Below are 12,446 nucleotides of genomic sequence, written 5' to 3'. Positions count from 1 at the left end.
AGTATTTATTACCAGTTAAGCTAAAAAGCGCTTGAATGACTTCTTGGTGTAGTTGCCATATATTTTACTTTTTTATCATCAGTTCGGCATTCTGTATCCAAGCAACTAAATATGGGTTTTTAGACGATTTCCTTTTAAACACCATTAGAAAAGGTTTGTCAAAAACGAGCCTTTTGGGCTTGGGCAGATTCTCAACGGTCTCAGTTACTAGGCCGATTTCTGCCTCGCTTTCTACCTTGGCACCAGTATGGTCAAGGAAAAGGGCGATTCGTTGGTAGGCTTTCAGGACATCAAATTCCTGTCCGTCTATCGCAACCATGTTGCCAACAATAGAGTGGTAGTTCTTTTCTAAGTTGAAGGCGATAATCGGGACGCTTAAGGTATCATACTCCGCAAAATGATACCTCCAGTTCGCTTTATCTAGTTTCTTAGATTTAGTACTCTTTTTTATTTCCTTATTCAGAACCTTGATAAGATCCCCAAGCGCCTCCCCCGTTAACTTTGGTGAGGTGAACAAAAGAATCTCATGGTCCTCAGCCCTGGTATTCAGCCTAATGGCGAATTCATCCTTGTTACGGTAAAACAAGATCTCAGCTTGTGAGCCAGCCTTCTGGTTGGCACCATTGAAACCGAAAGACTCAACCGGGGTAGAACCGAAGATCAATTTACTATTGCCTTTGTCGAAAGCAAGTTCGAACGGGAGAGACTTGGCGAACTCGGATTTTGCTATTACCGAATTCCCTTGAAAGGTGAGCTGGTTCCCTATGTACTCTGGGGCTAAGGAGTTCTTGAATAAGGGCGATTGATTAATAAGCCGTAACTGCCTGAATCCTGGTCCTATAACAACACTCTTTGAGTTCTTCTTAATTTCATTCCAGGCATACAGAAAAGTGGAGCAATATATTTGGTTTTTATCCCTATCAATCCTTTGTTCCAAGGTGGGGACTAAATCAGTACCTCCCAGTTTGGAGACTTCGATAGCTTCTGGGTAATCTTTCCCATCCTTACATCCTGCAAGGAGGCAAACTATTATTATGATTCGTATTATGGACTGCATATGCAAGGTAATTACTGGCGCTAGCCTCTAACTGTAAACATTATATAGTCTGATGTTTATGCATCACCCAAAGATTCTGATTCAATAATAAATGCAGGAGTTAATCATTCCTATTAAAGCACTAGCTACAATATTCGTTTGAGCCTTTCTGTTTTCAGCCTATTTCCCAGAAACCAGCCCAAAAACGACTTAAAAATCAAAGTACTCGGTGGCGGGTTTGACAGTCTTCTTCTCTTCTTTCTTTTTTCCCTGGAAGAGTTCTTTCAGTTCCTGCTTTTCGGTTTTGAGGTCTGCCGCTATTTTGGTTTTGACGCGCTCCTGGTCATAGGCTACTTTAAAGTTGCCCTCTTTACCTTTGATGGTGAGGAACAGGTTGGGGCTGGCCGTTGTGGTGGTGGCGATGATGCCAAAGCGTTCGTCTTTGTCGCGTTTGGCTTTGGTGGCACCTGACAGTGGAATCTTGAGCTTGTAGTCCATCTGCTGGTCAAAGGTGTGCATGCCAGACAGCGTGATATTGTTGAACCGGCTGGTGCTGGACTTGATTTCCATCTCTGGAATGTAGATGGTGCGGTTCTGAATGTAGAAATTGTTCTTGATTTCTGAGAAGCGCAAGTTGGCCAGCTCGTTCCGGTTAATGAAAATGCTCATCTTTTGCATGGGCGCCCAGTTAAGCAACTGCCCGTTGCGCAGGGTGGTGGCAATCTCAGCTTGCATGAGGCCTGGCCGCGCGTTAAGGTTATGGTCAAAAAACAGCTCAGAGTTGATCTGGGCTGTCAAGGTGCCGTGCAAATGCCGCTGGGTGATAAAGGCCTGCCCGAAGTTCTCAAACGCATAGAACAGGCTGTCTACCTTAATGTCCTGGATGTGCGCCGTAGAGTTGATTTTGATGAGCGGCTGACGCGCATCTACGCTTCCCTTTACTTGAAAGCGGCCACCCACCACCTGCATGGCAATATTGGGCGAAGAGATGACCTGGTTCTTTAAAAGAACGTTGCCCTGCAGTTGCTTGGCTCTAAACCGTCTGAATTTTAAACTGCTCACCGCCGCGTTGATGTCCAACTCTAGATTGGCGGGCATGTTCAAGGCATACCCATACGCATCAACCTTGCCTGAGGGCCGCTTGACCGGCGGAGCGGTGGTAGAGGCAGCCAGCAACTGGTCTAGGTTAAGGTAACGGGTAGAGAAGTCTGCCTCTACGCGCAGGCGTTGCTTGTCCAAGAACAAGTAGCCCAGCATGTTTTTAAGGAAGCCGTTCACCAGAAAGTCTGTGTCGCCAATCTTACCTTTGAGGCCAGAGATGGCCACGTCATTCTTACGCACTTGGAACGTTCCCTGCATGCCTTTGAACGGCAATGGGTGTTGCCTGAACTGCAGACTCACGTTTTGCAACTGCACCTCGCCGGAGGTCTTGATGCTGGGTCCGCTGGGATTGGCTTTGAACGCGCGCAGGTTCCCGGCAAAAGCAAAATTGACCAAAGCACGGCCACTTCCATTTTTGACGTCTTTTACCGGAAACAGGCCAAAAACGTGCGCCACGTCCAAGTCTGCCTTCAGCTGGGCCTGTACGTCTGGGTCCTTAAAGTTCTTGTATACAAACTCCCCCGAGAGTGGCTTGCCGCGCAATTGGCCTTTGATGTTGCGCAAGGCTACTGTAGACGACTGGCTGTTGCGCTGGGTACCGTTGGTAAAGCTTCCGGCAAAGCTCACCTGCTCCAGCTTCTCTTTGTACTCTGGATGAAAGAAGGATGCCCCGCGGCACCCGAAGCTCACCTGAATAAACGGATTCTTCTGCGCGGACGTCTCGCCTTTCACGGTGCCTTTAAAATAGACGTCACCCTCGCTTTGGTATTGGGCAAACGCTTTGGTAACGTGACGCGGCAACAAGGCTACTAAGGATTGTATGTCTGTGTTCTTCCCTTCTAGGTTCAAGTCTAGCTGCGTCTCATGGGCGTAGTCTATGGTGCCGGCAAACTGGTACTGTCCTTTGCCCACCCGTAGTTCAGAAGAGGCTAGGGTTACGTGATTGCGCTCTGTATCTAGGGCTATTTGGCTACCCAGCGTGATTTCCTTTTGTTGTAGGTACTCATCCCCCGCAATCAGGATGGTATTCACCCGGGCATTGCCTTTGAGTTGAATGGTCACCACGGGTTCCTGCATCGTGAGCGCGGCATTCATCAAATGCGCCTGGACGTCATAGTGTTGCTTGGCGGGCGCATCTTCATAGAGCACGCGTACTTTACGCAGTGTGATGCCCTGTAGGTCAAAGGAGAGCTTGTCGGTTTGGCTGGTGTCTGCAGATTGGTAGAAGCGGTAGTTGACCTCGCCGTTGGGCAGGACTTTTACGCGCACCTCGCCTTCTTCTAAGTAGATTTCTCTGATGCGGTATTCGCCCCAGAGAAAGTCCCAGAGACTGAAGGTGCTGTGTATGTTTTTAAGCTTGGCCAGTGGAGCGGTGCTGCCTTTGAGGGCTTCGGTGATTTCTACGTTTTGGAGCGTGATGGCCACCTGCGGGAATTTCTCCCAAAGCGATACTTCTATCTTCTCAACAGCCACTTTGGTTTTGATGTGCTTGTTGGCCTCCGCTACAAACAGCTGAATGATCTTGTCCTGGTAGAGATAGATAGTGCCGGCCGCCAGTCCTAATACTAGAACCAGCCCTCCCAGAGACCAAAGGAAATACCGCGCTATCTTTTTTCTTCTTCCTACCACGTTCAATCAAGCAGACGTTAAAGATACGGACGCAAACCCTAGGCACCAAGCGCCGCAGGCCAAGGCAAGACAATAGCAGATTAGGAAGGTAGAATCCAGGCAACGACGGCATTCCTCACTGCCCGGATTCTACCTTTTATTTAGAAACTAGTTGAACATAGTAGCCACGCCGGCCACTCCTAATCCAAAGACAATGATCAGGCCGTAGAAACCAAGAATCACCGCCGTCAAAACCCCCATGAACTTGAACAGGGACTTCAGGTTTTCAAAGGAAGACTCTACCAACCCTTCGTCTTTTGCCCGAAGGCCAGTTTGCATTCTGGTGGAGAACTTGTAGAGGTATAGCACCGGAAAGAAATATAACACCGCAAACAACAGGTAAAATACCGCAAAGAAAGCGCCCATGGCTCCTGCCAGCGGATTAGCCGCGCCGCCGTTGGCCTCCATGGAGGAATTCATGACCGCGCCCATAAACGAGCCACCGAAGATTCCCAGCAGGATCAGAAAGCCAATCATCACAAACCCCACAATGGCCAGGAATTTACCCCATTTGGCCGTGGCGTACAGAAAATTCATGACCTGGGGGCTAAGGGTAATACCAGTTGAGTTGGATGCAGGTTGAGCGGGTTCAGCGTAAAGGTTTTCGTCCATAAAATTTTTAAAGGGTTAACGTATTGAGTTTAAATATATAAAACCTTTCAGAGACGCTTCCAGAAAAATATTTCACACTTTTTTATGAGTCCTATTTGGAAGATTCGATTTCACCCCCCATATTTGCATCATCAAACGGGGACAATTGGTCACCGAAACCCAAAGAAGGGGTGTTAGCTCAGCTGGTTCAGAGCATCTGCCTTACAAGCAGAGGGTCGCTGGTTCGAATCCAGCACGCCCCACACTTCAAAAGCCTTACCTACCCGGTAAGGCTTTTTTGTTTTATATAGTTTTTGCTATATCTTAACGTCTCCCTCTCTAGCCTCCATTCCTCCACAGGGCTCTAACTTTCTGTTTACTTTCTTGTTATCTTTTTACCAGTGTCTTTTTGGACAAGCAAAACGGCGTTGGCACTTCCTTTATCACCTTTCACAGACAAACACCATGGAAGAGAACACCCAAATTTTAATAGACCAAGGCTGGCAGATTGGCTCAGTGCCCATGTATTTTCTGGGCTTTGACATCTCTTGGCTAGTCATGAAAGAAGCGTTCATTAGCCCGTATGACCGCAAGGCCTATAATTTCAATGAGGCTATGCACATTGAGATGCTAGTACATCCGCACCAATCCATTATCTCGCGCGTGGCGTAAACAACGTTCCTGGGTCAGAAAAGAGGACACTTCTGTGGCAATTGCGTAATTTGGGGCCGCACAAGATTCCCATGCGCTATGCACCTACAAGAAGTTACGTCTGCCGCCCATATACGCTCCTTCCTGGACTCGCCTACTGCCTTGTACAAGGACCACCCTAATTGGATCAGGCCCCTGGACAATGACATTGAGAAGACGTTTGACCCCAAGCGCAACCCTAACTTTAAAGACGGCGCTGCCATTAGGTGGATTCTGCTAGACGACCGTGGCCAGACCATTGGCCGGGTAGCAGCTTTTGTGAACGGCAAGACCAAGACGGCGTCTGAGTACGTGACCGGCGGCATGGGCTTCTTTGAGTGCATCCAGGACCAGGCGGCCGCCAATATGTTGTTTGATGCCTGTAAGGATTGGTTGATGGCCCAAGGCATGGAAGCCATGGACGGCCCCATCAACTTTGGCGAGCGCGACCGCTTCTGGGGATTGCTGGTAGATGGTTTCACAGAGCCCAACTACGGCATGTTCTACCACCCGCCGTATTACCAAGAGCTGTTTGAGAACTACGGCTTTCAAGTCTACTTTAAGCAGTACACCTACCGCCGCGACCCAGAACACAAACTCAGTGACAAGGTAATTCAACGGGCTGCCATCATAGAAAGCGATCCTGCCATTTCCTTTCAGCACGTCTCCAAAAAGAACATGGAGAAGCTCACCAGGGAGTTTTTGGAAGTCTATAACAAAGCATGGGCGGGACACTCCGGCCTTAATGAGATGACCCTAGACAAAGCCAGGAAGCTCATCAACAGCATGAAACCAGTCATGGATGAGAAACTCATCTACTTTGCCTACCACCATGACCAGCCCGTTTCTTTCTTTATCATGCTACCCGAGCTCAACCAGATGTTCAAGCACCTTAACGGCAAGCTGGACTGGCTGGGCAAGCTTAAATTCCTCTATTACCGCTGGCGCTACAACAATACCCCGCATAAAAAAGCGCTGGGACTGATCTTCGGCGTCGTGCCTGAGTTTCAGGGCAAGGGCATTGACAGCTACATGTCCGTAAAATCCCAGAAGGCTGTGTTGGCCCAAGGCGTAGGTGAAGTAGAAATGAACTGGATAGGCGACTTTAACCCGAAGATGATGATGGTGGTGCGAGGACTAGAGGCGGTCATCTACAAAACCCACATCACCTACCGCAAGATTTTTGACACAACCAAGCCATTCAAACGCTACCCCATCATCAAATAAGGCTTCGTTTTTGGCTTGTTTTCTGGGAATTAGGCCAAAAACGGAATTTGTTTGGGTCAGGAACTACTGGACGGGCTTGGCTTCTGAGGCCAAGGCCAGAAAGGTTTGATGGAGTTGTATTACTTGGGGCAGTACCAGTTGTTGGTCATCGTTGTAAATCACGAACTGAGACCGCTGCAGACGCTCTTCCTCTGAGAGCTGCTTGTGCATGATGGCTTCAACTTCCTGCGCAGTGCGCTGCGTGTCTCTGGCCAAGGTTCTGCGCTGGCGCAGGACTACGGGCGCTGAGACCGTGAGCACATGGTCCACCTGCGTGTAAGCATTGGACTCAAACATCAGGGCGGCTTCTTTTAGAATGTAAGGTGCGTCTGAGTGATTTTCCAGCCAGCGGAAGAAGTCTTTGCGTACCTGAGGATGCACCAGGACGTTGAGTTTGGTGAGCTCCTCTTTGTCATGGAAGGCCTTTTGCGCCAGATACGGCCTGTTGAGTTGGCCTTGGGCATCAAACGTCTCATCCCCGAAGGTGGCAATCAGTCCCTCGCGCAGCTCTGGGTCACAATTCATCACCCATTTGGCCCGGGCGTCTGAGTCATATACCGGCACACCCAGCAATTGAAAGCAACGGCAGACAATGCTTTTGCCTGACCCAATACCGCCGGTTATGCCAATCTTGAGCATCTGCTATAGCGCTGTTAAAGAGATCTTCACCTTGCCCGGCGCAATGGTCACCTGGCGCGCTCCTTCGGGCTTTTGGGTCAACGCGGGCACAATGGTAGAGTCTGTGGCATTGTAACGGGCATAGTCCAAGGTCACCTGGAACTGGTCCAACTGCAACTTGCCTCTGTTTCTGGGGTGGTAGCCGTACTTCACTTTCACAGGTCCGTTCACATAGCGCAAACGGTACTTGGGCGGGAAATTCTTGAGCACGGGTTGTACTACCAATTCCTGTTTTTCCAGTGGTATCACTTGAAACTGCACTTTGGCTTTGCGTACGTTTGCCTTCACCAGATCGGTAAAGTCATGCATCAAGAGCATGTTCCCCTTAAAGGGGGCACTGTAAGGTGAGTCTGGCACTGCCAATGGATAAGGACTGGGGAACAGATTGATGATCTGCAGAGGGCCTGTGAACGTGATGGAATCTGGCGTAATGGCCAGGTTGCCACCATACGTAAAGCCGGGGCTCATCTTCAGCTTAGTTGTATCTACTCCCAGCGGAACCTTGCGGGTACCAATGCGGTCAAAGTCAAAGTAGAGGGTGTCTGTGGCCACGTAGTTCAACTCCAAGCCGTCCAGGGCATTGGCAATGGCCGGCCGAAGCGCGTAGCCAGGCATCTGCTTCACATAGGGCAAGCCTCTAATGGAGAGTTCGGCGGGTTTCACCTTAAACATGAGGCTTTTGCGCAGCAGCTTCCATCCTTTGCCGGTCACGCTGATCATCACCTCTTCGGGGAGGGGCTTTACCGGTACCAGCTGGCGCTGGTCATAGACAAACTGGATGGGGTATGAGATGCGGGCAATGTAACTCTTGTTCAAAGAGTTGAGCACCCAAAAGGTGGTGGCTGCCAAAAAACAAAGCAAAACCACTCTCCAGTACCGTTTCTGTTTGGGAGAAAACGGCCTTACTAACCAGAGGAGGGCTTGCTTTGTCTTGTTTAATGGCAAAATAGATGTTTTATGAAAAGAATTAAGCGGCAGTTTCTGCGGTAGGCTTGTTCACGCGGCTGGTTGCCTCCACGGCTACCGCCGATTTGTCAAACTTCAGCTTAATGCCTTTGTCTACCTCAATCCAGACGGTGTCCTCATCAATGCTGAGCAACCGGCCGTGCAGGCCACCAATGGTGACCACGTTCATCCCCTTCTTCAGTTCGTCTCTGAACTTCTTCTGGTCTTTGGCCTTTTTCTGCTGGGGCCTGATCATGAAGAAATAAAACACCAGAATAATCACCCCGAAGAACAGGATGTTAGAAAGTCCACCAGCCCCTAGCGGGCTGGCTTGTAAAAGTATCGTCAACATCAGAGATTAGTTTGTACGCACCGGGCCTGCAGCACCAGCCTGCGGCACAGTACCCACAATGTTGGTCTTGATTAACAATTGATTTACCTGCGGATCTGTGTTGGCGGTAATGGTGATCTGCTTAGACTGCTGACCTGCTTTTCCGGCTGGGTCAAATACTACTTTGATGTTACCAGTAGCTCCTGGGGCAACCGGCTCCTTAGGCCACTCAGGCACGGTACAACCGCAAGAAGCGGTGGCGTTCTCAATCACTAACGGCGATTTACCTGTGTTGGTGAACGTGAAGGTGTGCTCTACTTTTTTATCCTGCTTGATGGTACCAAAGTCAAACTCCGTTTCTTTGAACGTCATCACAGGCTTAGGCGCGTTAGGGTTCACCTGCTCGGCGCTGGCTACGTTAGGGTTGGTGGCCGGGTCATTGGTGGCAACCGTGCTTACAGGGGCAGTCTGCTCTGTAGTAGTGGTGGTAGATGTTTCAGTTTCCTGCTTTTTCTCACAACCGGCGGTCCAGAAACCGGCGCTCAGAAGCATTGCGATTACAAATTGCTTTTTCATATTACTAAGTGATTACAAGTTTGAAATAATGTGCTGCGCGAACTCTGAGGTAGAGGCCGTACCACCCAAATCACGGGTGCAGCAGTTTTTGTCTAATAAAGTCTTCTCTAAGGCGTCCTCAATGCTGTCTGCCTCTTTCTGCAAGCCCATGTGCTGAAGCATCATGATGCCTGAGCGCAACAGAGCCGTTGGGTTGGCCAAGCCTTGACCCGCAATGTCTGGGGCAGAGCCGTGCACCGCCTCAAAAATGGCCATGTCATCGCCTACGTTGGCACCAGATACCACGCCCAGACCGCCTACCAAACCGGCACACAGGTCAGACAGGATATCCCCGAACAAGTTAGTGGTCACCACCACTTGGAACTGCTCTGGCTTGGTCACCAGCTGCATGCACATGTTGTCAATGATCTTGTCATCCCACACCACGTTCGGGAATTCTTTAGACACATCAGCAGCGGCCTCCAGCATCAACCTACCGGCAGACTTTAAGATGTTGGCTTTGTGGGCCACGGTCACCTTTAATTTGTTCTTGTCTGCGTAAGCAAAGGCGGCGCGCACAATCTTGTGGCAACCCACTACCGTCACGCGGGCAACAGAGTCAGAGATACCCAGGCGCTCATCATACATCTCCAGACCGGCGTACAGCCCTTCCGTGTTTTCTCTGAACAAGACCAGATTCACGTTCTCAAAGCGGGTTTTTACACCTGCTGTGGTTTTGGCAGGACGCACGTTTGAGTACAAATCAAACTTCTGGCGCAGTTGCACATTTATGCTTTTGAAGCCTTTGCCCACCGGCGTGGTGATAGGGCCTTTCAAAGCGATTCTGGTACGCTCTAGGGAGTCAATCAACGTCTGCGGAATCAACTCACCCATGCTGTCAAAGGTGGTCTGTCCGGCGTTTTCTTCTTCCCAGGTAATAGGAACTTGTGCGGCTTTAAAGATCGCCTTTACGGCTTCTGTGATCTCAGGACCTATCCCGTCGCCGGGAATAAGGGTAACGGTTGTCATGGTCAAAGGCTTATACTTCTTTCTTACTGTTTATTTCGTTGATGAGCGTGTCCACGTCCTGCAAAAGGCGCTCTGCTTTGTCGCGGGCGTCTTTGATGACGCGCTGTCCTTCTGTCTTGGCGGCAGAGCCTTGCTCCTCGCGCCCGGCAATCAGGTCATTGGAAAGCTCCAGCAGGCGGGCACGGTATTTTTCTAGTTGAAAGCTGAGCTTGTCGCGGGTTTCGCGGCCTTTCTCAGGTGCAAATAAAATCCCCAGGATGGCACCCGTGGCGATTCCGGTGGAAAAGGCAATGATGGAGGTTGTTTTTTTGCCCATAGTAGTGGTTCTGGTTACAGGTTTTCTATAAAAGGGCGCTTGCGCGTTTTTGGCTTATTTTCAGAAAAATAGCTTAAAAACGGGTTGAATGCAAAGCCCGCTCCTCTTTGAACGCAAAAAACTGGTTCTTATTTGTTGTCTAGCAAACCACGACCCGATTTACGGATATCACCGCTGGCCGTTAACTGCTGTGACAGCTTGTCTAACACGCCGTTTACAAACTGCTTGCTCTTGGGCGTGCTGTATACTTTGGAGATCTCAATATACTCGTTGATAGTTACTTTCACGGGGATGCTTCTAAAGATATGCATCTCGCAAAGCGCCATTTTCAAGATGATTTTGTCCATCAATGCTACGCGCTCTACGTCCCAGTTCTGCACGCTCTCAGAGATCATGGCCTCATACTTGGCGTCATCCCGCAGGGTTTCATGGTACAATTCCTCAAAGAAGGCTTTGTCATCATCCCAGCTGGCAGAAAGGTCCAATAAGGCCAAGTGCTCATCTGTGCCTTCTTCTAGCATCTTAATGGACTTGTTCACCAGGCTCTTCACCACAGACTTGTTCTCTACCCAGTTCAGGTCCTGCTCCTCAAAGAGAGCTTGCAGGGGTTCGCTTTTGAAGATGATTTCCTTGTACAGATGCTTCAACAGCTCATGGTCCTGCTCATAGGTAGGCTCCACCAGCTCCAGATAGGCCAGCACTTGCTCGTCTTTCTTGATGCCGTTGCGGTAGATTTGGGTAATCACGTCCAGGTTGCCGGCCCAGCTCACGTTTCTTCTGATCACGCGCTGCTCCAGGAACTTGTTGTCCAGCAATTTGGCCAGGGCTTTGTTCTTCAACAAGCCACGCATGTCCGTGTCGGTGCGTTCTGTGAAACGGGTGGCGGCTTTCTTTTCTTCGCCCTCAATCAGATGCGTCACTTCCTGCATCACCAAAAGGGTCAGCAAATAGCGGTCATAGATTTCCTCGGCGGCAGACAGCATCTGGTTCCCGAAGAACTTGAGGTCTTTCTTAAGCGTGTTCTGGTAGAAGTTCACCGCGTCTTGGGCGGCGTTCAGGATTTCCTTGTCTTTCTCCTCGGTGTCAAACTTCTTGGTCTCATACCACTCCTTGAAGAGCAGTGTGGCGATTTGCTTTTTGCCTTCCAGCAGGTTTCTGTCTTGCGGCTCAATGGCCATCAAGTCTGGCGCGAACGTGTCTGCGATGCGATCCAGGGCCAGCAAATAGTCAGACCCTTCTGCCTGTACGTAGGCGTAAATGGCTTGCATGGCTTTGATGCGGAGTATTCTGCGGTTGAGCATGAGGATAAGGAAAGAACGTGGTGAACGTGAAAATAAGCGTAAAAGTTGGCAGGCACCCATTGGCCCGCTGCCAAGGCTTGGCGATAACCGCCAATTCTGCCGCAAAGGTCCGAACTAAGAGAGGAAGAAGCAAATGGTACTTCTTTTTAATTCTGAGTCTTCGGGAGAAAGCTTACAGAGTTCCCATTTATCATGGTTGATAGTGAGGCGCTTTTTGCCTGTTTTCTGGGAAATAGGCAAAAAACGGTTGTTGGCGCAGACGCTCGCAGGTCTTCCCAGACGCTACGAGTTTTAGAGTCACCGCAGATGGTTTGGCTGCCAAAGCAATGCGCAGGAGACAAGGCGGTGCCGTTGTCTCTACATGAACCTCAGAAATTCATGTGCGCCAGCGAGAAAAGGCATTGCAACTTCTCAACCAGCAGTCCGCCGGCCATTGACCGAGGGGAAGGAGCCTGGTCAATTTAAGTCTCTTTCCCCGAGGGAGAAAGTAACCACCTTTGGAGTAGCAGAGGCGTAAGCCCACAATGCAACGAGTCACTTCTCACGGTGCACCACTTTGAGCCCCCGCCCTGTCTGAGCGGTCAGCGAGTTCGGGGGCTCTTGATTCTTTTGGTTACTTTTCTCATCAAGGAGAAAAGTGACAAACGCGGGTAGAAAGTAATGAAAGTTGATGTTGGTAGTAAGGTGTTGGGAGTAAATAGCGCAATGCAATCCCCAGCAAAAGTAAACATCCCTCTACGCCCCCCTCAAGGGGAGAATCAACATTTGGTTAAGGAAGTTGAGGTGGAAAGAAAGAATCAAATAAAGTACGTCATCCCCCTACCCCCTTCAAAGGGGGACTATAAATCTATTGAAAAGAAAAAAGCGTTTTTGACCTGTTTCTCAGAAACGAAGCCAAAAACGCTTTCAATATATCATCGCCTGCAAGGGCGAAGGTAA

Annotated in this window: 13 protein-coding genes and 1 tRNA gene; 4 read left to right on the top strand and 10 right to left on the bottom strand. The window is 49.7% G+C overall.

The genetic code is table 11. The annotated features are described in order from the left end of the window. Window positions 1–64: 64 nt before the first annotated feature. The 3 genes from TH61_RS07140 to TH61_RS07130 all read right to left on the bottom strand — a co-directional run bounded on the left by TH61_RS07140 (window position 65) and on the right by TH61_RS07130 (window position 4,417). The gene (locus TH61_RS07140; RefSeq protein ID WP_066507796.1) at window positions 65–1,057 is read right to left on the bottom strand and encodes a hypothetical protein; all 993 of its coding nucleotides are present in this window, start codon (window positions 1,055–1,057) and stop codon (window positions 65–67) included. 189 nt (window positions 1,058–1,246) lie between these two features. Further along, window positions 1,247–3,766, bottom strand: coding sequence for an AsmA-like C-terminal region-containing protein (locus TH61_RS07135; protein ID WP_071887927.1), 2,520 nt, complete (start codon window positions 3,764–3,766; stop codon window positions 1,247–1,249). A 147-nt stretch (window positions 3,767–3,913) separates the two neighbouring features. After that, window positions 3,914–4,417 (bottom strand): hypothetical protein, encoded by a 504-nt coding sequence (locus TH61_RS07130; protein WP_066507792.1) that lies wholly within the window; start codon window positions 4,415–4,417, stop codon window positions 3,914–3,916. 167 nt (window positions 4,418–4,584) lie between these two features. Here TH61_RS07130 and TH61_RS07125 point away from each other — a divergent pair. From TH61_RS07125 to TH61_RS07115, 3 genes are all read left to right on the top strand, one after another. Further along, window positions 4,585–4,659 (top strand) — tRNA-Val (locus TH61_RS07125). A gap of 202 nt (window positions 4,660–4,861) precedes the next feature. Continuing rightward, window positions 4,862–5,068, top strand: coding sequence for a hypothetical protein (locus TH61_RS07120; RefSeq protein WP_066507791.1), 207 nt, complete (start codon window positions 4,862–4,864; stop codon window positions 5,066–5,068). A 78-nt stretch (window positions 5,069–5,146) separates the two neighbouring features. Beyond that, complete coding sequence (locus TH61_RS07115) at window positions 5,147–6,313, top strand: hypothetical protein (RefSeq protein WP_066507790.1); 1,167 nt, start codon at window positions 5,147–5,149, stop codon at window positions 6,311–6,313. Window positions 6,314–6,376: 63 nt separating this feature from the next. Here the strand turns inward: TH61_RS07115 and coaE are convergent, their stop codons facing one another. From coaE to nusB, 7 genes are all read right to left on the bottom strand, one after another. Beyond that, on the bottom strand, window positions 6,377–6,991 hold the full coding sequence (gene coaE, locus TH61_RS07110; protein WP_066507788.1) for a dephospho-CoA kinase: 615 nt from the start codon (window positions 6,989–6,991) through the stop codon (window positions 6,377–6,379). Window positions 6,992–6,994: 3 nt separating this feature from the next. After that, entirely contained in the window at window positions 6,995–7,879 is an 885-nt protein-coding gene (locus TH61_RS07105; protein WP_157600632.1) for a hypothetical protein, read from the bottom strand. 118 nt (window positions 7,880–7,997) lie between these two features. Further along, window positions 7,998–8,327 carry a preprotein translocase subunit YajC gene (gene yajC, locus TH61_RS07100; protein WP_066507785.1) on the bottom strand — a complete coding sequence of 110 codons (330 nt, stop codon included), beginning with the start codon at window positions 8,325–8,327 and terminating at the stop codon, window positions 7,998–8,000. Window positions 8,328–8,333: 6 nt separating this feature from the next. After that, window positions 8,334–8,882, bottom strand: a complete 549-nt coding sequence (locus TH61_RS07095; RefSeq protein ID WP_066507783.1) for a DUF1573 domain-containing protein — start codon at window positions 8,880–8,882, stop codon at window positions 8,334–8,336. Between the two features lie 12 nt (window positions 8,883–8,894). Continuing rightward, a complete protein-coding gene (locus TH61_RS07090; RefSeq protein ID WP_066507777.1) occupies window positions 8,895–9,890 on the bottom strand; it encodes an isocitrate/isopropylmalate dehydrogenase family protein in 996 nt (331 codons plus the stop codon). 10 nt (window positions 9,891–9,900) lie between these two features. Further along, a complete protein-coding gene (locus TH61_RS07085; protein ID WP_066507771.1) occupies window positions 9,901–10,206 on the bottom strand; it encodes a YtxH domain-containing protein in 306 nt (101 codons plus the stop codon). 128 nt (window positions 10,207–10,334) lie between these two features. After that, window positions 10,335–11,507 carry a transcription antitermination factor NusB gene (gene nusB / locus TH61_RS07080; RefSeq protein WP_066507770.1) on the bottom strand — a complete coding sequence of 391 codons (1,173 nt, stop codon included), beginning with the start codon at window positions 11,505–11,507 and terminating at the stop codon, window positions 10,335–10,337. A gap of 660 nt (window positions 11,508–12,167) precedes the next feature. Here nusB and TH61_RS07075 point away from each other — a divergent pair. Then, entirely contained in the window at window positions 12,168–12,446 is a 279-nt protein-coding gene (locus TH61_RS07075) for a hypothetical protein (protein WP_066507769.1), read from the top strand.

This window comes from Rufibacter sp. DG15C (assembly GCF_001577755.1).
GTDB lineage: Bacteria > Bacteroidota > Bacteroidia > Cytophagales > Hymenobacteraceae > Nibribacter.
Note: the sequence above shows the minus strand (reverse complement) of the source record. Positions and strands in the feature narration are given on the sequence as shown.

Bases quoted from the DNA above. Each gene is read 5' to 3' on its own strand.
- TH61_RS07140 (WP_066507796.1), bottom strand. From the start codon at position 1,057: ATGCAGTCCATAATACGAATCATAATAATAGTTTGCCTCCTTGCAGGA.
- nusB (WP_066507770.1), bottom strand. From the start codon at position 11,507: ATGCTCAACCGCAGAATACTCCGCATCAAAGCCATGCAAGCCATTTAC.
- yajC (WP_066507785.1), bottom strand. From the start codon at position 8,327: ATGTTGACGATACTTTTACAAGCCAGCCCGCTAGGGGCTGGTGGACTT.
- TH61_RS07085 (WP_066507771.1), bottom strand. From the start codon at position 10,206: ATGGGCAAAAAAACAACCTCCATCATTGCCTTTTCCACCGGAATCGCC.
- coaE (WP_066507788.1), bottom strand. From the start codon at position 6,991: ATGCTCAAGATTGGCATAACCGGCGGTATTGGGTCAGGCAAAAGCATT.
- TH61_RS07115 (WP_066507790.1), top strand. From the start codon at position 5,147: ATGCACCTACAAGAAGTTACGTCTGCCGCCCATATACGCTCCTTCCTG.
- TH61_RS07130 (WP_066507792.1), bottom strand. From the start codon at position 4,417: ATGGACGAAAACCTTTACGCTGAACCCGCTCAACCTGCATCCAACTCA.
- TH61_RS07090 (WP_066507777.1), bottom strand. From the start codon at position 9,890: ATGACAACCGTTACCCTTATTCCCGGCGACGGGATAGGTCCTGAGATC.
- TH61_RS07075 (WP_066507769.1), top strand. From the start codon at position 12,168: ATGAAAGTTGATGTTGGTAGTAAGGTGTTGGGAGTAAATAGCGCAATG.
- TH61_RS07095 (WP_066507783.1), bottom strand. From the start codon at position 8,882: ATGAAAAAGCAATTTGTAATCGCAATGCTTCTGAGCGCCGGTTTCTGG.
- TH61_RS07120 (WP_066507791.1), top strand. From the start codon at position 4,862: ATGGAAGAGAACACCCAAATTTTAATAGACCAAGGCTGGCAGATTGGC.